The following is a 20,028-nucleotide window of genomic DNA, read 5'->3' as shown; positions in this document are numbered from 1 at the left end:
TTGAGAAAAAGTCCGTGGCCACCAACAACCATGAAAACAAAAAAATCTCGCTCTTAATACGAACGGGCAATCAGCACACGGCATTTGGCCGGTTTCCCGCTCACCATATCCACCCCCGGAGTCTGCTCGAACTCAAACGGCACGCAACGGATAGTGGCTTGCGTGTCCTCCTTGATCTTCGCCTCCGTCTCAGCCGTCCCGTCCCAATGACAAAGGAAGAAACCGCCTTCCTTCACACGCTCCTTGAAATCCTCGTAATTGTCGCATTCATAAATATGCGCATCGCGATAGGATTTTGCCTTGGCGTAGATGTTATCTTGTATTTCGTCTAACAAAGTCTTCACATAGTCCTCGATGCCGTCGCACGTACGGGTTTCCTTCTCCAACGTGTCGCGCCGCATGACCTCTACCGTATTGTTCTCCAAATCGCGCCCTCCCATGACCAAACGCACCGGCACACCTTTCAGTTCATAATCGGCAAACTTGAAGCCGGGACGCTTGTTGTCGGCATTGTCATACTTCACGGAAATGCCCAATGCACGAAGACGTGCAACGATGCCTTCCACTTTCTCGTCGATAGCTTTCAGTTGTTCCGCATTCTTATATATAGGAACAATGACCACTTGGATGGGAGCCAGCTTCGGCGGCAATACCAGACCGTTGTCATCGGAATGCGTCATGATGAGTGCGCCCATCAAACGGGTGGATACTCCCCAGGAAGTAGCCCAGGCATATTCCAACTTATTGTCTTTATTGATAAACTGCACATTAAATGCCTTTCCGAAGTTCTGCCCCAAGAAATGAGACGTGCCGCTCTGCAAAGCTTTCCCGTCCTGCATCATGGCTTCGATGGTATAAGTGTCCAAAGCACCGGCAAAACGTTCCGTCTCGCTCTTCACGCCCTGCACTACGGGCACGGCCATATATTGTTCGGCAAAATCGGCATACACTTTCAACATCAGTTTGGCACGTTCCTCGGCTTCTTCACGCGTGGCATGTGCCGTATGTCCTTCTTGCCACAAGAACTCGGCCGTACGGAGGAAAAGACGGGTACGCATTTCCCAGCGCATCACATTGCACCATTGGTTGCAGAGGATGGGCAGGTCGCGGTAGCTCTGAATCCAGTTTTTATAAGTATTCCAAATGATAGTCTCGGAAGTAGGACGGATGATCAGCTCTTCTTCGAGCTTGGCCGCCGGGTCTACCACCACGCCGGTCTTGTCCTCGTTGGTCTTCAAGCGATAGTGCGTCACCACGGCACATTCCTTGGCAAATCCTTCCACATGTTCGGCTTCTTTACTCAGAAACGATTTAGGAATCAGCAGCGGGAAATAAGCGTTTTGCACGCCGGTCTCCTTGAATTTATCATCCAATACGCGCTGCATCTTCTCCCAAATGGCATAACCATAAGGCTTTATCACCATACATCCTCTTACATCCGACTGTTCGGCCAAATCGGCTTTCACCACCAATTCGTTATACCATGAAGAATAGTTCTCACTTCTTTTGGTCAAATCTTTAAGTTCTTTAGCCATAATCAATATCTATAAACAGTTTGCAAAATTAGCAAAAAGTTTCCTTTTCATGCGGTTATTCGGCAGAAAATATCTAATTTTGCTTGTGATTTAGATTTTAAAAAAGTTATAACTATGAAAGGATTGAAGTTTTGTGCACTCGTACTGAGTGCAGGTATGCTTTTAAGCAGTTGTGGAGGAAACATGAACAATACCGGCAAGGGGTCGCTGATCGGTGCCGGCGGCGGTGCAGCCTTGGGTACATTGATTGGAACCTTGGCGTCCAGCAATAAAGGTAAAGGAGCCGGTATCGGTGCTGCTGTAGGCGTAGCCGTGGGCGCTGGTGTAGGTGCATTGATCGGAAAGAAAATGGATAAAGCCAAAGCTGCGGCTCAACAAGTGGAAAACGCGCAAGTGGAAAGCGTAACCGACGCTAACGGTCTGCAAGCGGTGAAAGTAACATTCGACTCCGGGATTCTGTTCAATACCAGCAGTTCGGCTTTAAGCAGCAATGCTACCGCTTCATTGGCCAAATTTGCCAGCACGGTATTGAATGTAAACAAGGATATGGACGTGGCGATTAAAGGGTACACCGACAATCAAGGATGGAAAAACAGCACAGCCGCCCAAAGCGTGCAAAAGAATATGGACCTGTCGTTACAACGGGCCAATTCTGTTTCCAATTACCTGAAACAATGCGGAGTTTCCCCAACGCAGATAACATCGGTAGAAGGCTTGGGAGAAGCAGACCCCGTAGCAGACAACAGTACGGCTGCCGGACGCGAGCAGAACCGTCGTGTGGAAGTTTATTTGTATGCCAGTGAAAAAATGATTCAGGAAGCCCAAGCTCAGGCAGGCAACTAATCAGACAGATGAAAAAAATTCAGAAACTGATTCAATGGATTGTACTCTCGTTCTTCGGGAGTACAATCTTTTTTGTTATTCTCTACCGCTTTGTCCCCGTACCTGTTACCCCGCTCATGTTCATCCGCTGTGCACAACAGGTCGGCCGAGGCGAAAAAATCAGGTTGAAACACCATTGGGTTCCTTTGGATGAAATGTCCAAGTACCTGCCCGTAGCCGTCATGGCTTCCGAAGACCAACGGTTTCTCCAGCACCACGGTTTCGATGTGGTGGAAATCCAAAATGCCGTAGAGGAGCGCATGGCGGGAAAACGCCGGCGCGGAGGCAGCACCATCAGCCAACAAACTGCCAAAAACGTGTTTTTATGGCCGACTTCCTCTTGGGTCAGAAAAGGACTGGAGGCATACTTCACGGCTTTAATCGAATTATGCTGGAGCAAACAACGGATTATGGAAGTCTACCTGAACTCCATCGAAATGGGCGACGGCATATATGGTGCCGAAGCTGTGGCACAACAACATTTCGGGCGTCCTGCCGAGAAACTCACGCGTGCCAACTGTGCGCTGATAGCCGCCACATTACCCAATCCGCTCAAATACAGTTCCAAAAATCCGTCACGGTACATGTTGAAACGGCAAACGGCCATCATGCGGCAGATGAAACATATCGACCTGTTCAAATGACACGTACCACCCGCACTCCTAATTGGGAGGGGTGTTTTTTCATGTACTCGCTCAATGTCATGGATTCCAAAACCACTTTCTTATGGATACTGGAAGCATTGAGCAGATGAAGGTGCCCTTTCTGCCACACGGCAAATCCCAAATGCGAGGTATCCAGCCCTTTCTTTCGGGTCACGATAGCTAAAATGTCACCGTCGTGAATCGTTCCCAATACATCCTTTCCCTTATCCAACAACGACAAAGGTACGTACCTCACTGAAACATTTGCCAATTTTTGTTCATTTCTACGGATACGGCTTATCTCGCCTGCCCTTCCTTTCAACATCGGATATGCAGCGGGATGCGTACTCATATAATCCAAACGCAGACGTTGTACGGCAATAAAAGGCCGGTATCCCTTACCTTTTTCTCCTTTTATTTCCTTCACGACGCCCTGACTTTCGTTACTCGCTATCCATTCGCTAAAATAATGGTTACGGGAAGAATAACCGTTCAACTGTCCTCCGCTGTAACGTATTTTTTCCAGATTCCGGCAAAAAGAAACAAATGTGGGATGCTCTTCTCTCACGGTCAAAGTCAAAGCCACCACATTCTCGACCAACGTCGTACAGTCCAACTGACGTAAGTTGACGACCAATTCTTCATCCGGATTTACTTCGAGAGTGGAAGCCACGTAAGGCACCCCGATGAATTGCTCCGCAAAAAACAAAGTCAGGTCCGTTCCTCTCGTTTGTTTTTTCCCGGCATCAAGGAGTTGTACCACTTTCAACGAATCCGCTTTCGTATAAGTCAGTGCCGACAGGCTTAAAGGACACATCATCGCCCCTCCGACAAACAGTCCTAACATTCGATGTGACATCATATCATTTTAAAAGGTTGCAGACAAAGTTAAGATAAAAACTTGATAAGGCATCCGAAAAAAAGCGTAATTTTGCAGTATGAAAAAGATAACCGTACTCTTAAGCCTGCTATGTTGTGCATCGGCAATAACTGCACAACGGCATGAAATCCTGGACCGTCAACTGCACACTCTGCAAGTGGTAGTAAACGATGACCCGTTGCTGCCTCCCATCATGAACTTGGGGGGAGGGAATCATCTGGAAATCGGTTTCGACGAGTTCTCACACGAATACCACCGCTATATATATAAGGTGGAACATTGCAATGCAGACTGGTCTCCATCGACAGAAATCTTTGAATCCGATTACATGAACGGGTTCAACGGGGAACCGATAGAAGACTACGAGAAAAGCTTCAATACGACCGTGCTTTACACCCACTACTCACTACGGATTCCGAACGAAAACATTTCGCTCAAGTTGTCCGGCAACTATAAACTCACGGTCTACAACGACGAGGGCGACGAACCTGTACCCGTCCTTACGGCCTGTTTCAGTCTGGTGGAACCGGGCGTAGGAATAGGAGCTACCGTCAGTACCAATACGGACATAGACTTCAACAAATCCCACCAGCAAGTGGATTTCTCCGTCAACTACGGACTGGTAAAAGTCATCGACCCGCATCGTGAACTGAAAACCGTAGTGATGCAAAACCGCCGGTGGGATAACTGTGTGGTCAATCCCAAGCCCAACATCCAGGCGGCCAATAAGATTGAATTCACGCACAACCGCCAACTGATTTTCCCGGCCGGCAACGAATACCACAAATTTGAGATTCTGGACGTACATATCCCTACACTGAACGTAGACAGGATGGAATGGTTCGACCCGTATTACCACGCCACGCTCTATCCCAATCAAACCGCCCGGAATTATCTGTATGACGAAGACCAAAACGGTGCCTTTATCATCCGCAACAGCGACGACGAAGACGTGGCTACCACTTGCGACTATGTATTCACGCATTTCACTTTGAAAAGTCCTCAACTGCCCGGCGGAGAAGTCTACCTGAACGGCGAATGGACTTACAACCGCTTCATCCCCGAATACCGCATGACATACAACCGGGAAACACAGGCCTACGAAGCCACCGCTCTCCTGAAACAAGGATATTACAATTATAATTATCTCTTCGTGCCGGACGGTGAAACCCAAGGAAACAGCGGACGGACGGACGGGAACTTTTATGAGACGGAAAACGAATACATCATCTTGGTATACCATCGTCCTAACGGAGGGCGTTATGACAAACTGGTCGGTTACCGCCGCATGAATTTCAAGATTAACGGAAAATAAAACAGAAACCTATGAAAATAACTGTATTAGACGGCTACGGCTTAAACCCCGGCGACCTTTCTTGGGAGCCTATCGCACAATTAGGAGAACTGACAGTGTTTCCACGGACTTCGGCCGAAGAATTTTATGCACACGCCGAAGGAGCGGATATCTTGTTAACGAACAAGACCCTCATCACAGTCGAACACATCGACCGTTTGCCGGATCTGAAATATATCGGCATATTGGCTACGGGCTACAACGTGGTAGACATCGAAGCTGCCCGCAAACACGGGATTCCCGTTTGCAACATCCCGGCATACAGTACCCGTTCGGTAGCCCAAATGGTCTTCGCCCTCCTGTTGGCCATTACCAACCGCGTGGAACATTATGCCGAAGAAAACCGCAAGGGACGTTGGAGCCGCAATCCGGACTTTTGCTATTGGGACACGCCCCTCATGGAACTGTCCGGTAAGAAAATGGGTATCGTGGGACTCGGACATACCGGCATGGCTACCGCACGCATAGCCTTGGCTTTCGGCATGGAAGTATATGCCTGCACCTCCAAAAGCCCTCTTCAGTTGGGTACCGACATCCGGAAGTCCAAAATGGAAGAGCTGTTCTCCGCGTGCGATGTCATCAGCCTGAACTGTCCGCTCACCCCGGAGACTCACCATTTGGTGAACCCACACACCTTGGCGCTTATGAAACCGGGAGCCATCCTTATCAATACCGGACGCGGCCCGTTAGTGGACGAAGAGGCGGTAGCCGAAGCCCTGAGAAACAATACCCTTGCCGCATACGGTGCAGACGTGACAAGCACCGAACCGCCTTCGGCAGACCATCCCCTGCTTTCGGCTCCTAATGCCTACCTCACCCCGCATATCGCTTGGGCCACACGGGAAGCCCGCCTGAGACTCATGGACATCTGTGAACGAAACATCCGCGCATTCCTTGAAGGAAAACCGCAAAACGTCGTGAATCCATGACCGAAAACCTCCTGCACCTCCTGCAAGTCATGGGGACCACCCTCCGGCTTCCGGTCTCTTTCGTCGTGATAGAGTTTATCGGAACTATGGCATTTGCCATCTCGGGTATCCGTCTGGCTTCGGCCAAACAGTTCGACTGGTTCGGAGCTTATATCGTAGGCACGGCCACGGCAGTCGGTGGCGGTACGATACGCGACATCATGCTGGGCATTCCTCCGTTCTGGATGACGAATCCCGTGTATATCATCTGTTGCGGCCTTTCCCTACTTTATGTCATATTGTTCGGAAAGAAAATCATACGGCAACAAAGCACCTGGTTTATCTTTGATACCATCGGTCTGGCCTTATTCAATATCACGGGGTTGGAAAAGACACTGAACATGGGATACCCTGTCTGGACAGCCGTTATCATGGGTTGCGTGACAGGAGCCGCCGGTGGTGTCATCCGGGACATACTGATTAACGAAGTACCGCTCGTTTTCCGCAAAGACATTTATGCCATGGCCTGCATTGCCGGCGGTATCGTTTATATTATAGGTTATTCTGTGGGACTTCAGGCCGAAGTCAATGCCATCCTTTCCGCCATCATCGTCATATCCATCCGTACGTTGGCCGTAAAATACCATTGGCAACTCCCCATACTGAAAGGTGAAGACCACAAGGAGGAATAAGTCCGTTATTCCTCCTCCTTCAACTGGTCACGAAGCTTGCGGGGCAACTTCTTTACCACCTCATTGTACGAATGGTCTATCAGGCTACGTATCAAGGCATCGGGCACGTCGCCATGCGTAATGGCAATCTGATTCCAATATTTCTTGTTCCAATGCCATGCCCCCGTAATCCCCGTGTAATGCTCACGCAACTCTATGGCATACTCCGGATCGCACTTCAGGCAAAACCAATCCACATTGTCCAAACCGATACTGGCAAAAATCTTATTCATGACCCGAAAGACCAGCGTGGTTTCATCGAAAGGGAAATCTTCCGTGGCATGAGGCTTACTGAGGCAGTATGCCCTGATTTGTTCTATATCCATAGTTCCGTCCGATTAGGCCAACAGCCCGATTTCTCTCCATTTGGCAAGCACCTGCGCCACATCCTTACGAGCCGTCTCCTCGTCCACCTCATACGCCTCCAACAAGGTGGCCGTCAGTTCTTCTTCGCTGATTTCTTCTTTTCCCACAGCCTCTTTCCACAAGAAAGCCGCTGTTTCATTCAGCGAAATAATCTTGCTGAAATCAATATTGTCCATCCCATGCGACAGAATCACATGTTCCCCACAAATCTCACGCAGTTCAAAACCATCCTTGATTCTCATTTTAGCCAATTTGATAATTTAAGATTAATCCTATATATGTATAACAGATAACGGCGCACAGGCAGAAGCTTGTGCCACATCCGCACGCGACGTTGCAGGCGTGGGTCGGATGCCGGTATCGTCTTGCCCCGCCGGATATAGTGCGTGACAATCCCGACTATATCCTCCTTGCAACAAATCTCTTTGTGCCTCAGGTTACCGTCCCCCATCATCACCACGACATCTCCATCAATCTCTATGATACGATGCAAGACATATTTATCCGGCGAAAATTCGGCCAACACGGCATCGCCCACTTTCAAATCCGTGAACGATGCCAAACGCACCTTATCCCTGCAATGCTCCAAAAAGGGACGCATACTGTAACCTTTTACATTGATAGTCGCCGTATGCCCCTCACGGATAGCTTCTTTCACCTGTTCCAACAACACGGCATTAGGGACTTCCATCCGGCGTACCGCCATTTCGTCCATATTCTCCCTCTTGTTCATCGTCCCGTCAATGTATGAAAACTCAGTCTGGCCGCTTCTTCATCCGGCCTGCATCCTAAAAGGTATATCGGCGAAAGGCGGATGATGTCCGAAATGGTGTCGCAATGCGCCGAATGAATACGGCGATCCCATTTCATGGTCGATACGGACGGCAAGAGCGAGGCAAAACTTTCCAATACGCTCTCTTTCCGAATCGTGTTTTCCGGACATTGCCGCAACTGTACAAAAGCTCCCACTGGCGCAGACACCCGGCGGTAACAAGGTGTTTTCCCGCTCCAGGGAGAACCGTAGACATAGACCATCCCCTCCACCACTCTCACCACCGGATTGTCATCGTTCATCAGGTCAGAGCCCGGGATGTGGCTCAACCACAACCGTGTATGCGTACTCTTCCCCGTCCCGCTCTTACCTAAAAACAAATATCCCCGGCCGTCATTGCGGATTACGGAAGCATGCATCAGCAACGTGGCATACGGTGCGGAAGCAAAGGCATACACCAACATGAGGGCATTGTTCAACCCGAACCTACGCCCAGCTTCGCTCTCTGCCACCAAAGCAGCCGTACAATCCGAAAAATCGGCGTTAGCCTGCAAATAGCAACACAAGGCCTTCTTTTCATCGCAGATTTCAAATTGATAACTCCCGTCCGGCAGGCGGTAAACCCCGAAGTTGTTGCCACCGCAATCGAACTGTCCGACTTCTTCTCCCGTCACCGGCCAACGAAAAGCATCATCCACCGAGAGGCAAAATAACAAATTGCCTTCTTCTTCGCTCTCGAATGGCGAAAAAGAAGGCAACAAACTGCTGTCATTTCCTGCATCGCAGAAAACAATCCGGCACAGATGCCCCGCAATATTATACTGGTATTCCATCTGTTTCTATTTTTCCTGCTTATCCTTGGAAGCTTTCCGTCTCTTTTCTTTTTTCGTCGCCTTAGATTCAACCGGTTCAGGCGTGACTTTGACCGGCGGCTCGTAAACAGGCGATTGGAACTTAAAGCCTCCGTCTGTCAGCTCTTTCAACATCACACTTTCGTCACCGCTATAACGCTTCCTTATCTTATTATATTCTTCCATCAGCTTGTTCTTTTTCGTATGGAAAAAGACTGTGCATGTAGAATTCGGCATTTGCTTTACCGCTTCCAGATAGGTCTGCAACTGGTCGCTGTATACCACACGGTCCATCAGGAAATCATACTTCGTCTCGATGTAAGCACTATCCAATTGCTGGACATCCGTAATGTATGCCACCGAATCCGTGAAAGACGCCGAAAATCCGAAGATATACACCGTAGTCCGCTCCACCTTCGCGGATAAAGACATCCCTACAAGCCCCAACAAGCAGGCCAACAGCCCCCAATGTTTAAAGTTCAAGTTCATCATTCCACCCCTTCCGCACGGCATCAGCCGAGATAAGACTTCAATAATTTACTCTTCGTGTTCTGACGCAAACGCCGGATAGCTTTCTCCTTGATTTGGCGCACGCGCTCACGCGTAAGATTGAATTTGTCACCGATTTCCTCCAACGTCATTTCCTGGTGGTTGATACCGAAAAACATTTGGATGATTTCCTTTTCGCGTTCGGAAAGCGTGGACAACGCACGGTCAATCTCACGCGAGAGAGACTCGTTGACCAACGTACGGTCCGCCATCGGAGAATCGTCATTGACCAACACATCCAACAAACTGTTGTCCTCTCCTTCCACAAACGGGGCATCCACCGAAATATGGCGTCCGCTCACCTTCAAGGTATCGGAAATCTTGTCTACCGGAATCTCCAGCTCGTCGGCAAGCTCCTCCGGACTCGGACGGCGCTCATTCTCCTGCTCGAACTTGCTGAATGCCTTACTTATCTTATTCAGTGAACCTACCTGGTTCAAGGGCAAACGTACGATACGGCTCTGCTCCGCCAAAGCCTGAAGAATGGACTGGCGAATCCACCACACCGCGTAACTGATGAACTTAAATCCGCGGGTTTCGTCGAACTTCTCAGCAGCTTTTATCAAGCCCAAGTTGCCCTCATTGATCAAGTCCGGCAAACTCAGTCCTTGGTTCTGATACTGTTTGGCCACTGAAACCACGAAACGCAGATTGGCACGTGTCAGTTTTTCGAGTGCTACACGATCACCTTTGCGAATGCGCTGTGCCAATTCCACTTCTTCTTCTACCGTAATCAGATCCTCACGGCCGATTTCCTGCAAATACTTGTCAAGCGAAGCGCTCTCACGATTGGTGATACTTTTGGTAATCTTTAACTGTCTCATTCTCCTACTACATATTAAACGCACAAAGTTACCAAAAAAATCCGGATTAAGCCGTAAATATTTGCATAAATATTAATCGGCCTGCCCGGATTTCCGCTTTAACCAAGCCCGAAACCCGACCTTCTGTCCGTCCGGAGCACCGCGACCCGTTCATTTGCTCCTTGATTTGTACTTGTGAAAGAACAACACCGGATTGGAATCTTCCTTTATCCCCATCAGTTTTTCATACTCGTCGATTTTCGGATTCAAACGCCCTTTGTCGATGACATTCTTGATAAAATAGGGAATAAAATCTACGCGCAGGACGGACAGGACGCCTTCCTCATCGCTGTAACACATGTCTAAGGGAATATTGTTGTTCTCGAAGAGATAGTCCTCCTTAAAGGATGGCGCCACCCAAGTCTCTTTCGTATTCAAATCGTGAAGGAGATAACGCCTGTCCCCTCCCTTCATATATTGGAACGATAGCATTCCATCCAACTCCACAAAGCGGGAAATGCAGAATATACAATCCTCCTCATGCAAATCGGAGACATTATAATTAAACTCTTCCCCCGGACCGCAGTCCCTGATAAGTTTTTTCATCCGTTTCTTTGAAACAAAATCCTCACTTTTCACTACACAATACGGCTTGATTCCCTCTTTTGTGACAGCCACAATCGTATCGGAAAACATTTCCACATACTTAGGCGCATCCGTATTTTTGGAGTAAAAGAAACTAAAAGGTAATCTCAAAGCAAAATTCCACCCCCGGTTGTAATCGTCAGCCTTCAGGCAGGAATCGGTCTGCACTCCCGTCTTCTCGTCTATTTCCATCAACAGGTAATTCCCGGCATCCGCATCCAACGATGTCCGGTTCACGTACAACTTGCCGCCGATATACTGCATGCAAAAACTCTGATAGCCGCTCCGCTTCGTCCTTACCGAAGAGAGATATTCATAGGTTCGCAGACTGTATTTATGCGCCATGCACAAAGCCCCGTCCCAAAGGTATAAGATACCGTTTTCGCGGTCTATGGAAAAATCCGAAGGCTCACGGTATTCCCCGTGCCCCCGGCCTTGGTGGCCTATCCGCCTTAAAAAAGTACCGTCTCGCCGGAATACGTACAAGGCAGGCACTTCATCATCCAAAATATAGATATTACCTTCATATATATCTATGGCAGAAACGTCCTGAATAATACATTCCGGCTTGGTTTCCAAGACTATCACGTCCGGCTCTTCCAATATGGAAGAATACAGCAAAGCTTTCTCTCGCTTGGCCTTGTCGATGTCTATCACCTCTATATCGCGATTCTTCCCTTCCGAAAAATCCGCACCACGTCCTTCCTTTCCCCCGCATGCCGCCGCCAACATCAACAGCACAGCCGCCCCCGATACCATCTTACCAATCTTCCTCATAACGACCCATTATAAAGTGACTTACAAATATATACAAAACATCAAACCGAAGCAACCGGTTTCTCTCTTACATTCTTCACTCCGAATTTTCGTAGGTCTTTGACGCGACAGGGACAAAACTTTCATCCTGCCATCCTTTACACATTTTTACTGACAAAACGAAAGCTCTTATCCATCTTTCCGGGATGAAAAACCACGCGTTCCGCACATTTTAGAATTAAATCAAATACATCTTTTTACACTTCAAGCCCGTTATTTTGTTTTTTTAATCCAAAACACACGTCAATCTCAGGCGAACGAAAAATCATTCGGCTGAGAAAACAATTTTTTTCTCCGCAGATTTTGGAGACGGCCTCCGCTTATCGGCCGAAAACCTTCTTGAAAATGAAGTCCGGAGAGGCTGTTGAAGCCCGTTTTTTCTCTATTCGGCACGTTCCCACCGACAAAAGAAAGATGTCAAAACGACAGGCCGGACACGCTCCGAACTTACACTCCCCCTTTCCGCTTGCGGCAAGAGCGGCCTTTCGTCCCGGCACCATGGCACAAAGAAGGCATGAAACGCTTACACGTTGCTCCCGACACAATGCACGAGATTCGCGTATTTCCGTGCACGTCCGCCACGGCTCACGAATAGCCGAATCTCGCAAAAGGCAGGTTGACATATTGTCAAAAAGATAAAAACAAGACAGAAGAACATAAGAACAGATATTTTCTTGCTGGCGCAAACTTCCTTTGTCCTTATGTTCTTCTGTCTAAGATGGGACGGACTTTCAAGCCAGGCCTGTCAGCCCGTCACCGTTTATTTCTCATCCAATTCCACCACTGCGCTTCTCAACCGTCCGCTTTGCGTCACGGCACGAATCCACAGGATACGGTCGGAAGAACGGTTGGCTTCTTTTACAGCCTCTTCAAAATCTTCCATCGTGTTCATAGGCCTGTCGTTCACTTGCAGGATAATCCAACCTTTCTCTACTCCGGCATCCGCCATTTTGCCTTTCTTCACGGCTACGACCTCCAAACCGTTCGGCAAGTTCAACTGGCGTTTGGTCTCGCTGTCCAAAGGCTTCAAGGCTGCCCCGAACTGGTCCATATCCATTTGTTCCAACACCTTGGTGTTGCCTTGCGCGTTGCGCAACACGGCTGTCACGGTGTCTTTCTTCTTGTTACGCATATAAGTGATTTTCACCTTGTCGCCCGGACGCATCGTACTGATGGCTTCCTGCAACTCGGCCATCTTCTTTACATCCTTACCGTTGACAGCAATGACCACGTCGCCCTTGCGCAACCCGGCCTCGGAAGCTGTGGAGTTGTCCTGCACTTCGGCCACATAAACGCCGTTTACCGTACCCAAATCTACATCATTGCCCTTGGATTTCTCGTCATCGATGTACCGAGTCACATCATTACCCATCACGCCTAATTGGGCACGTTGTACGACACCGAATTCCTTCAAGTCGGCCACAACCTTGTTCATGATGGTCGTCGGGATGGCAAAACCATAACCGGTATAAGAACCCGTCTGGGAATAAATCATCGCATTGATGCCGACCAACTCGCCACGTGCATTGACCAACGCGCCGCCGGAATTACCACGGTTGATGGCGGCATCCGTCTGGATGAAGCTTTCTATGGAATTGGCACCCATCGAACGGGCCTTTGCACTGACGATACCGGCCGTCACCGTAGAAGTCAGGTTGAAGGGATTGCCCACGGCCAAGACCCACTCTCCCAACTTCAAGTCATCGGAATTGCCGATAGGCAACGTCGGAAAGTCCTTTCCTTCTATCTTAATCAAAGCCAAATCGGTCTGCTCGTCCGTACCGATAATGCGCCCCTTGAATTCGCGGTTGTCGTTCAGCTTCACCAACAATTCGTCCGCCTCGCTCACCACGTGGTTGTTGGTCACGATATAACCGTCGGAAGAAATAATCACTCCCGAACCTGAACCTTCACGTTTCGGAGTCTGTATTTGCCGCTGTTGGCGGCCTCCGCCCCCGAATCCGAAGAAATCGCCGAAGAAGTCGGAGAACGGATCCTGCACATCCACGGTCTTCGTCTTACTGTTCGTCGTCACCTTGATATATACCACTGCGTTGACGGACGTCTCCGCAGCCTGGGTCAGATCCACTAATCCGGAAGGGGCGGCCGAAGGCTGTGCCTTAACCGGTGTCTCCACACATCCCATCACACAAAAGCTGCCTATGAAAAGGGCGGCTGTTCCCAATACCTTTCTTGTTGTCTCTTTCATTGTTTCTGTTGTCATATTGTTCATACTAAATGATTCTTTTCGTAATAAACTTGCACAAAAGTAACGCCAAAGGACTTGCAATGTATCCTTTCAGTTTCCTTTTTGCTATCTTTTAACAGAGAAATCTTTCCCATTAACAGCGATTAAAATCGGACACCGACATTTTTACATTCGTTGACCTGCATTTTGTCAGCTCGAAAAAAAGAAGTACTTTTGTGACATCAAAGCAGTAGGCCGGCTTGCCGCTGCCGGTTTCGGCCGGGAGAGGAAAGTCCGGGCAACACAGGGCATTCCACTTCTTAACGGGAAGTAATCCGCGAGGGTTAGAGCGTGCAGAAGAAAAGAACCGCCGTCCGCAAGGACGGTAAGGGTGAGAAGGCGGGGTAAGAGCCCACCGGCCGGATGGCGACATCCGGGCCGTGCATTCTGGAAGTTGAAAGTTCGCGTATACCGGCGCCACAAGAGAGGGCGGCCCGCCCGAGCCGGAGGGTAGAACGATAGAGCCTTACGGTGACGCAAGGCGTGGATAAATGGCAAGCACTTCGTTTCATACGAGGTACAGAACCCGGCTTACAGGCCGACTGCTTTTTCTTTTTTCATCACCTTTTAACATGAAAAGCCTATGCCGTACAACATACATCAATTGGAATTCTTCTTCACGCACAAAATATGGTTCATCAATGAAGAAAAGTTTTCACCGGTCAAAAAATATGCATTCAACGCCCTCCGCAAATTGGTGCTCACGGCTGAATGCTACCTGTCCAAGCATCTGAACAGCCACGCTTCGGCCCTGACCTACTCCACCATACTGGCCACCGTACCCATCCTGGCCATCATTTTTGCCATCGGCCGGGGATTGGGATACGGTTCCATCATCGAAGAGAAAATCAAAAGCAACCTGAGCGTCAACCAACAGTTTGCCGACATGGTGCTCAATTTCATCAATTCATACCTCGAGCATACGCAAAGCGGAATCTTCATCGGTTTCGGCCTGCTTTTATTGTTGTACACCGTCGTCCAACTGACCGCCAACATCGAAATCGCCCTGAACAGCATTTGGAACGTGAAAAACCAACGGTCCATTTACCGTCAGATAACGGACTATATCAGCGTCTTCCTTCTTCTGCCCATCCTGATCATCATCAGCAGCGGCCTTTCCATATTCCTGGCTACCATCGCACAAGACTATCCGAATTTCATGGTGCTCAGCACGACGGTGAAAATTCTCATCAAACTGTCTCCGTATGCCCTGAGCGGTCTGCTCTTCACAGCCCTCTACATGTACATGCCCAATACGGACATCCGTTTCCGGAATGCCATCCTTCCGGGTTTCATCGCCGGCACGGCGTTCCAGTTCCTTCAATATTTCTACATCCATTCCCAGATATGGGTGTCCAGTTACAATGCCATTTACGGGTCGTTCGCAGCCTTGCCCATGTTCATGCTGTGGGTCAATTTCTCATGGATTATCTGTCTCTTCGGCGCCCAACTTTCTTACGCCAACCAAAACCTGAGAAGCTATTACTACATCAAAGACATCCATAAGATAAGCCGCAGCTACCACGACGTGCTGCTCATCCTCATCATGTCGAAAGTGTGCAAACGGTTTGAAAAAGGTATGGAGGGCTACACCGTGAAGGGGCTTTCGGTAGAAACGAACCTCCCGTCGGGAGTGGTCGGCCGCCTGACCCACGAACTGAACCGGATGCACCTGTTGGTTTTCGACAGAACGAACGAAGATGCCGCCGTGCGCTTTGCCCCGGCCGAAGACATCAACCATCTGACTGTAAACCTGCTGTTGGAACGGATAGACAATTATGGCGACAAATTCACTCCGGCAGCCATCCACCGGAACAATACGGAATGGGAAACCATACGCGAACTACGCGCGCGATATATAAATAAGGAGAAACCCATCCTGCTCAAAGATATTTGAGCGAGAATGGGCGTCATACGGCTTTTACGGCCGATACAAAACAAAAGCCGGCGTCCTATTCTTCGAGCAGGTTCGTCATGCGGCTCAGATACTTGCCGATGATATCGAATTCAAGGTTGACCACAGAACCCGGTTTCAAAGAATGGAAATTGGTATGCTCATACGTATAAGGAATTATGCAAACCTGAAAAGTATCTTTTGTGGGATGGCATACCGTGAGGCTCACGCCGTTGACGGTCACCGAACCTTTATCCACACAAAAATAGCCCCTCTTCACCATCCCGGCATCAAAAGCATGGCGGAAAGTATAGACATAACTCCCCTCAGCGTCCTCGACCGACACACACTCGGCCGTACAGTCCACGTGCCCCTGCACGATATGCCCGTCCAACCGTCCGTTCATCATCATGGAACGTTCCACATTCACCTCGTCGCCCACTTTCAAAAGACCGAGATTCGAACGGTCGAGCGTCTCCTTCATCGCCGTCACCGTGTAACAACCGTCCTGAATGCGGACCACCGTAAGGCACACGCCGTTATGAGCCACACTCTGGTCTATCTTCAGTTCGTCCACAAAAGAGCATTGCAAAGTAAAATGCACATTCTCCTGCTCTTTTACAATCCCGGTGACCCGGGCACATTCTTCTACAATTCCTGAGAACATAATCCTATCACGTTTTATGGTTATCTTTCAAATTTCAAATATACTCTTTTTAGTAGATATATTCAGCGATTCAGTCGAAAAAAAATCCCTCATAGTACAATTTATTTCCTCCCCATCTTTATTCTTTGTACTTTTGTATAGTTAAAAAGATGAACTTCATGAGTTACAAGAATTATTTGATGTATGCCGCGTGCGTGTTTCAGGCTCTGGCCGTCGCCGGACAAGACTCGACCCGATGGTCACTGCAAGAATGTATCGACTATGCCATCGCCCATAACATTCAATTAAAGCAAAACAAAATTACGGAAGAACAGGGTGCTGCCGACCTGCTGCAAAAGAAGGCCGAACTGTTCCCCAGCTTGTCTTTCAGTACCACACAAGCCATAGACTACCGGCCGCTGCAAAAGTCGGAGACCAGTATCGTAGCCAATGGCATCGCCAACAGTTCCTCTAACAAATTGACGGAAAACGGCAACTATGGCCTCAACGCTTCGTGGACCGTATGGGACGGGGGAGCCAACCGCAAAAACATCAAGGCGCAAAAGCTACAAAACCAAATCTCGGCCTTGGCCACACAGACCACTGCCAACAGCATCCAGGAGCAAATAGCCCAGTTATACGTGCAAATCCTCTATTCCAAAGATGCCTTGGACGTAAACAAAGCCATGGAAGAAACGGCGAAAAGCCAGTTTGAACGCGGAAAGGAGATGTTTGAGCAAGGGCAAATTTCTAAAGCCGACCTTGCCCAACTGGAATCGCAAGCCGCCAGTGCACAATACGACTGCGTGGCTACCCAAACCCAAATCGACAACTACAAACGGCAGTTGAAAGAACTGTTGGAAATCACTGACGACCGTAAGTTCGACATCTCCGGTATAGGAACAAATGATGAAGCAACGATGCAACTTATCCCCAGTGTCAACGAAGTGTACCAGAAAGCATTAAATCTGCGTCCGGAAATCCAAAGCAGCCGGTTGAGCATCGATGCCGCCGATTTGGACATCGACATTGCCAAAGCCGGATATTACCCCTCCATCTCGCTGACGGCCGGCATCGGTGACAGCCACTATTCCGGCAGCCGTGAGTCGGCAGGGGAACAAATGAGACAGAACCTGAGTGCCTCGGCCGGTGTGACGCTGTCCATCCCTATTTTCGACAACAAACGAAACAAAACCAACGTGCAAAAAGCCAGGCTGAACAAAATGGACAGTGAACTACAGTTGCAGGACCAACAGAAGAAACTGTACAGTACCGTAGAAGAGTATTGGCTCAACGCATACAACAACCAACAGAAATATGTAGCAGCCAATGCCAAACTCAAAAGTGCACAGACCAGTTACGAACTGTTGGACGAGCAGTTCAAAAACGGCCTGAAAAATATCGTGGAACTCATGAACGGACGGGACGAACTGATGAGCGCGCAACAAGACCGCCTGCAAAGCAAATACAATACCCTACTTCATATCCAACTCCTCAAATTCTATCAAGGAGAAAGTATCAACCTTTAAAAACATAACAGACGCCATATGAAAAAAAAGAAAGTTATCATCACGGTCGCCATTGTGGCTATCGCAGCAATCATTGCCATAATCGCATGGCCCAAGAAGAGTGTGCCCGTGGAGTTTGAAATGACCGACGTACAACCGGATACCATCCGTAACAGCGTGACCGCCACAGGAACCATCGAACCTGTAACGGAGGTAGAAGTCGGTACACAGGTCTCCGGCATCATCAGCAACATATATGTGGACTATAACAGCCTCGTGAAAAAAGGGCAAGTCATTGCGGAATTGGACAAAACGACCCTCAACAGTGAATTGAACAGTGCCCGGGCCAATCTGGCGAGTGCCAAAAGCGAACTGGATTACCAGACGGCCAATTACAAACGCTATAAAACGCTGAACGAAAAGGGACTCGTGAGCCGGAACGATTACGAAGTGGCCTATCTGGACTACCGCAAGGCTTTGGAAACTTACAACACCACGAAAGAAAGCGTGAAGAAGGCCGAAACCAATATCGGCTATGCCACTATCACCTCGCCTATCGACGGTATCGTGTTGAGCAAGGAAGTGGAAGAAGGACAAACCGTGGCTGCCAGTTTCGAGACGCCTACCCTTTTCACCATCGCCAAAGACTTGACCGACATGCGTGTCATTGCCGACATCGACGAAGCAGATATCGGGAGTGTAAGAGAGGGACAAAACGTCACGTTTACCGTAGACGCATACCCCAACGACACTTTCCACGGGCAAGTGACACAAGTCAGACAAGAAGCCACGGAGACAGACAACGTCATCACCTACGAAGTCGTCATTTCCGCACCGAACAACGACCTCAAACTGAAACCCGGACTGACAGCCAACGTATCGGTCAGCACACTGGAACGTACAAATGTACTGAGTGTAAAAGCCAAAGCCTTACGCTTCACCCCGACCAAAGAAGTACTGGGCAAAGCGTATAAAATCGTAGACACGGACGGCAAAAACAAGCTTTGGACGCGCGAAGGAAACACACTGACGGCCCACAAGGTAAACATAGGAGCGACAGACGGCATTCGTACCGAAATCCTGGGAGGCATCAAGCAAGGAACGCAAGTCGTAATGTCCATGACGGAAATAAAGGCACCGGAAGGGCCGCAGGAAGAAGAGACCAACCCGTTCATGCCACGTCCCAAAAAGAAAGAAAAGAAATAACCCGGGTTAAAAGTCCATTATCATGGAAGGAAACGAACAGAAAAAAGTAGTCATAGAGCTACAGAATGTGAAACGGAACTTTATCGTGGGCGATGAAGTGGTACATGCCCTGCGGGGAGTGTCGTTCAAGATTCAAGAAGGGGAATTTGTCACCATCATGGGAACGTCCGGTTCCGGCAAATCTACGTTGCTGAACCAATTAGGTTGTTTGGATACGCCCACTTCGGGAGAATATATATTGGACGGCGTGCACGTCCGCACCATGAAACGCCGCGAACGGGCTGTCCTGCGCAACCGGAAAATCGGTTTCGTATTCCAAAACTATAATTTGCTGCCCAAGACTACGGCGGTAGAGAATGTGGAACTCCCCCTCATGTACAATTCATCCGTCTCGGCCAAAGAAAGAAAGGAACGGGCTGTCAAGGCACTCGAAATGGTAGGCCTCGGTAACCGCCTCTACCACAAGTCCAACCAAATGTCGGGCGGACAAATGCAACGTGTGGCCATCGCCCGGGCATTAGTCAACGACCCGGCCGTACTCTTGGCCGATGAGGCGACCGGTAATCTGGATACACGTACCTCTTTCGAGATTTTGGTATTGTTCCAAAAACTTCATGCCATGGGACGCACCATCATTTTCGTGACGCACAACCCGGAGATAGCCCAATACAGCAGCCGCAATATCACATTGCGCGACGGATTGATACGGGAAGACACCCTGAACTCCAACATACTGTCTGCCGCAGAGGCCTTGGCACAGCTTCCGCTTCCGCAGGACGATTAAACAAAG

At 49.1% G+C, this 20,028-nt stretch carries 20 protein-coding genes and 1 other RNA gene; 10 read left to right on the top strand and 11 right to left on the bottom strand.

The genetic code is table 11. From position 1 onward, the window contains the following. Positions 1–53: 53 nt before the first annotated feature. The gene (gene proS, locus HMPREF9441_RS06050; protein ID WP_008619155.1) at positions 54–1,535 is read right to left on the bottom strand and encodes a proline--tRNA ligase; all 1,482 of its coding nucleotides are present in this window, start codon (positions 1,533–1,535) and stop codon (positions 54–56) included. 114 nt (positions 1,536–1,649) lie between these two features. On the opposite strand from proS, the gene HMPREF9441_RS06045 reads away from it, so the two are divergent. After that, positions 1,650–2,378, top strand: a complete 729-nt coding sequence (locus tag HMPREF9441_RS06045; RefSeq protein ID WP_008619153.1) for an OmpA family protein — start codon at positions 1,650–1,652, stop codon at positions 2,376–2,378. A gap of 8 nt (positions 2,379–2,386) precedes the next feature. Continuing rightward, positions 2,387–3,061 carry a monofunctional biosynthetic peptidoglycan transglycosylase gene (mtgA, locus tag HMPREF9441_RS06040; protein ID WP_008619151.1) on the top strand — a complete coding sequence of 225 codons (675 nt, stop codon included), beginning with the start codon at positions 2,387–2,389 and terminating at the stop codon, positions 3,059–3,061. On the opposite strand, the gene HMPREF9441_RS06035 is transcribed toward mtgA, so the two are convergent. After that, positions 3,054–3,923: an N-acetylmuramoyl-L-alanine amidase-like domain-containing protein gene (locus HMPREF9441_RS06035; protein ID WP_407946613.1), complete on the bottom strand. Its 870-nt coding sequence runs from the start codon at positions 3,921–3,923 to the stop codon at positions 3,054–3,056. The two genes, mtgA and HMPREF9441_RS06035, sit on opposite strands and share 8 nt — an antisense overlap. 76 nt (positions 3,924–3,999) lie before the next feature. Here HMPREF9441_RS06035 and HMPREF9441_RS06030 point away from each other — a divergent pair, with 76 nt between their 5' ends. The 3 genes from HMPREF9441_RS06030 to HMPREF9441_RS06020 are packed head-to-tail and all read left to right on the top strand — an operon-like array spanning position 4,000 to position 6,895. Next, positions 4,000–5,256, top strand: coding sequence for a type IX secretion system plug protein (locus HMPREF9441_RS06030; protein WP_008619147.1), 1,257 nt, complete (start codon positions 4,000–4,002; stop codon positions 5,254–5,256). A gap of 11 nt (positions 5,257–5,267) precedes the next feature. Next, on the top strand, positions 5,268–6,224 hold the full coding sequence (locus HMPREF9441_RS06025) for a D-2-hydroxyacid dehydrogenase (protein ID WP_008619146.1): 957 nt from the start codon (positions 5,268–5,270) through the stop codon (positions 6,222–6,224). A gap of 29 nt (positions 6,225–6,253) precedes the next feature. Further along, complete coding sequence (locus HMPREF9441_RS06020) at positions 6,254–6,895, top strand: trimeric intracellular cation channel family protein (RefSeq protein WP_172634923.1); 642 nt, start codon at positions 6,254–6,256, stop codon at positions 6,893–6,895. Between the two features lie 5 nt (positions 6,896–6,900). Here HMPREF9441_RS06020 and HMPREF9441_RS06015 read toward each other — a convergent pair whose 3' ends face one another. The 8 genes from HMPREF9441_RS06015 to HMPREF9441_RS05975 all read right to left on the bottom strand — a co-directional run bounded on the left by HMPREF9441_RS06015 (position 6,901) and on the right by HMPREF9441_RS05975 (position 13,969). Then, a complete protein-coding gene (locus HMPREF9441_RS06015) occupies positions 6,901–7,260 on the bottom strand; it encodes an MmcQ/YjbR family DNA-binding protein (RefSeq protein ID WP_008619138.1) in 360 nt (119 codons plus the stop codon). A gap of 12 nt (positions 7,261–7,272) precedes the next feature. After that, positions 7,273–7,542, bottom strand: a complete 270-nt coding sequence (locus tag HMPREF9441_RS06010) for a PqqD family protein (RefSeq protein WP_008619137.1) — start codon at positions 7,540–7,542, stop codon at positions 7,273–7,275. Continuing rightward, positions 7,539–8,015 (bottom strand): S24/S26 family peptidase, encoded by a 477-nt coding sequence (locus tag HMPREF9441_RS06005; RefSeq protein WP_244949647.1) that lies wholly within the window; start codon positions 8,013–8,015, stop codon positions 7,539–7,541. The genes HMPREF9441_RS06010 and HMPREF9441_RS06005 overlap by 4 nt, the downstream gene beginning before the upstream one ends. A gap of 14 nt (positions 8,016–8,029) precedes the next feature. Next, complete coding sequence (locus HMPREF9441_RS06000) at positions 8,030–8,905, bottom strand: hypothetical protein (protein ID WP_008619135.1); 876 nt, start codon at positions 8,903–8,905, stop codon at positions 8,030–8,032. Between the two features lie 6 nt (positions 8,906–8,911). Then, positions 8,912–9,412 (bottom strand): hypothetical protein, encoded by a 501-nt coding sequence (locus tag HMPREF9441_RS05995; protein WP_244949646.1) that lies wholly within the window; start codon positions 9,410–9,412, stop codon positions 8,912–8,914. Positions 9,413–9,435: 23 nt separating this feature from the next. After that, positions 9,436–10,296, bottom strand: coding sequence for a sigma-70 family RNA polymerase sigma factor (locus tag HMPREF9441_RS05990; protein WP_008619133.1), 861 nt, complete (start codon positions 10,294–10,296; stop codon positions 9,436–9,438). Positions 10,297–10,446: 150 nt separating this feature from the next. Beyond that, on the bottom strand, positions 10,447–11,697 hold the full coding sequence (locus HMPREF9441_RS05985) for a 6-bladed beta-propeller (RefSeq protein WP_008619132.1): 1,251 nt from the start codon (positions 11,695–11,697) through the stop codon (positions 10,447–10,449). Positions 11,698–12,496: 799 nt separating this feature from the next. After that, positions 12,497–13,969 carry a Do family serine endopeptidase gene (locus HMPREF9441_RS05975; RefSeq protein WP_008619128.1) on the bottom strand — a complete coding sequence of 491 codons (1,473 nt, stop codon included), beginning with the start codon at positions 13,967–13,969 and terminating at the stop codon, positions 12,497–12,499. A gap of 202 nt (positions 13,970–14,171) precedes the next feature. Here HMPREF9441_RS05975 and rnpB point away from each other — a divergent pair. Further along, positions 14,172–14,534: RNase P RNA component class A (gene rnpB, locus HMPREF9441_RS17385), an RNA gene on the top strand. A gap of 33 nt (positions 14,535–14,567) precedes the next feature. Then, positions 14,568–15,881 carry a YihY/virulence factor BrkB family protein gene (locus HMPREF9441_RS05970; RefSeq protein ID WP_008619127.1) on the top strand — a complete coding sequence of 438 codons (1,314 nt, stop codon included), beginning with the start codon at positions 14,568–14,570 and terminating at the stop codon, positions 15,879–15,881. 55 nt (positions 15,882–15,936) lie between these two features. Here the strand turns inward: HMPREF9441_RS05970 and HMPREF9441_RS05965 are convergent, their stop codons facing one another. Continuing rightward, a complete protein-coding gene (locus tag HMPREF9441_RS05965) occupies positions 15,937–16,545 on the bottom strand; it encodes a riboflavin synthase (protein WP_008619126.1) in 609 nt (202 codons plus the stop codon). A gap of 158 nt (positions 16,546–16,703) precedes the next feature. On the opposite strand from HMPREF9441_RS05965, the gene HMPREF9441_RS05960 reads away from it, so the two are divergent. The 3 genes from HMPREF9441_RS05960 to HMPREF9441_RS05950 are packed head-to-tail and all read left to right on the top strand — an operon-like array spanning position 16,704 to position 20,022. Further along, positions 16,704–18,053 (top strand): TolC family protein, encoded by a 1,350-nt coding sequence (locus HMPREF9441_RS05960; RefSeq protein ID WP_244949645.1) that lies wholly within the window; start codon positions 16,704–16,706, stop codon positions 18,051–18,053. Positions 18,054–18,071: 18 nt separating this feature from the next. Next, positions 18,072–19,238: an efflux RND transporter periplasmic adaptor subunit gene (locus HMPREF9441_RS05955; protein ID WP_008619124.1), complete on the top strand. Its 1,167-nt coding sequence runs from the start codon at positions 18,072–18,074 to the stop codon at positions 19,236–19,238. 22 nt (positions 19,239–19,260) lie between these two features. After that, positions 19,261–20,022 (top strand): ABC transporter ATP-binding protein, encoded by a 762-nt coding sequence (locus tag HMPREF9441_RS05950; protein WP_008619123.1) that lies wholly within the window; start codon positions 19,261–19,263, stop codon positions 20,020–20,022. The last annotated feature ends 6 nt before the right edge of the window (positions 20,023–20,028 follow it).

The sequence above is a fragment of the Paraprevotella clara YIT 11840 genome (genome assembly GCF_000233955.1).
GTDB lineage: Bacteria > Bacteroidota > Bacteroidia > Bacteroidales > Bacteroidaceae > Paraprevotella > Paraprevotella clara.
This window is presented reverse-complemented; position numbering and strand designations above follow the sequence as displayed.

Excerpts from the sequence above, each read along its gene's own strand:
- HMPREF9441_RS06045 (WP_008619153.1), top strand. The coding sequence starts at position 1,650 with ATGAAAGGATTGAAGTTTTGTGCACTCGTACTGAGTGCAGGTATGCTT.
- HMPREF9441_RS06035 (WP_407946613.1), bottom strand. The coding sequence starts at position 3,923 with ATGATGTCACATCGAATGTTAGGACTGTTTGTCGGAGGGGCGATGATG.
- HMPREF9441_RS06025 (WP_008619146.1), top strand. The coding sequence starts at position 5,268 with ATGAAAATAACTGTATTAGACGGCTACGGCTTAAACCCCGGCGACCTT.
- HMPREF9441_RS06005 (WP_244949647.1), bottom strand. The coding sequence starts at position 8,015 with ATGGACGAAATGGCGGTACGCCGGATGGAAGTCCCTAATGCCGTGTTG.
- HMPREF9441_RS05990 (WP_008619133.1), bottom strand. The coding sequence starts at position 10,296 with ATGAGACAGTTAAAGATTACCAAAAGTATCACCAATCGTGAGAGCGCT.
- HMPREF9441_RS06030 (WP_008619147.1), top strand. The coding sequence starts at position 4,000 with ATGAAAAAGATAACCGTACTCTTAAGCCTGCTATGTTGTGCATCGGCA.
- HMPREF9441_RS05975 (WP_008619128.1), bottom strand. The coding sequence starts at position 13,969 with ATGAACAATATGACAACAGAAACAATGAAAGAGACAACAAGAAAGGTA.
- HMPREF9441_RS05995 (WP_244949646.1), bottom strand. The coding sequence starts at position 9,412 with ATGAACTTGAACTTTAAACATTGGGGGCTGTTGGCCTGCTTGTTGGGG.
- mtgA (WP_008619151.1), top strand. The coding sequence starts at position 2,387 with ATGAAAAAAATTCAGAAACTGATTCAATGGATTGTACTCTCGTTCTTC.
- HMPREF9441_RS05950 (WP_008619123.1), top strand. The coding sequence starts at position 19,261 with ATGGAAGGAAACGAACAGAAAAAAGTAGTCATAGAGCTACAGAATGTG.
- proS (WP_008619155.1), bottom strand. The coding sequence starts at position 1,535 with ATGGCTAAAGAACTTAAAGATTTGACCAAAAGAAGTGAGAACTATTCT.
- HMPREF9441_RS06000 (WP_008619135.1), bottom strand. The coding sequence starts at position 8,905 with ATGGAATACCAGTATAATATTGCGGGGCATCTGTGCCGGATTGTTTTC.
- HMPREF9441_RS05970 (WP_008619127.1), top strand. The coding sequence starts at position 14,568 with ATGCCGTACAACATACATCAATTGGAATTCTTCTTCACGCACAAAATA.
- HMPREF9441_RS05985 (WP_008619132.1), bottom strand. The coding sequence starts at position 11,697 with ATGAGGAAGATTGGTAAGATGGTATCGGGGGCGGCTGTGCTGTTGATG.
- HMPREF9441_RS06010 (WP_008619137.1), bottom strand. The coding sequence starts at position 7,542 with ATGAGAATCAAGGATGGTTTTGAACTGCGTGAGATTTGTGGGGAACAT.
- HMPREF9441_RS06015 (WP_008619138.1), bottom strand. The coding sequence starts at position 7,260 with ATGGATATAGAACAAATCAGGGCATACTGCCTCAGTAAGCCTCATGCC.
- HMPREF9441_RS06020 (WP_172634923.1), top strand. The coding sequence starts at position 6,254 with ATGGGGACCACCCTCCGGCTTCCGGTCTCTTTCGTCGTGATAGAGTTT.
- HMPREF9441_RS05965 (WP_008619126.1), bottom strand. The coding sequence starts at position 16,545 with ATGTTCTCAGGAATTGTAGAAGAATGTGCCCGGGTCACCGGGATTGTA.
- HMPREF9441_RS05955 (WP_008619124.1), top strand. The coding sequence starts at position 18,072 with ATGAAAAAAAAGAAAGTTATCATCACGGTCGCCATTGTGGCTATCGCA.
- HMPREF9441_RS05960 (WP_244949645.1), top strand. The coding sequence starts at position 16,704 with ATGAGTTACAAGAATTATTTGATGTATGCCGCGTGCGTGTTTCAGGCT.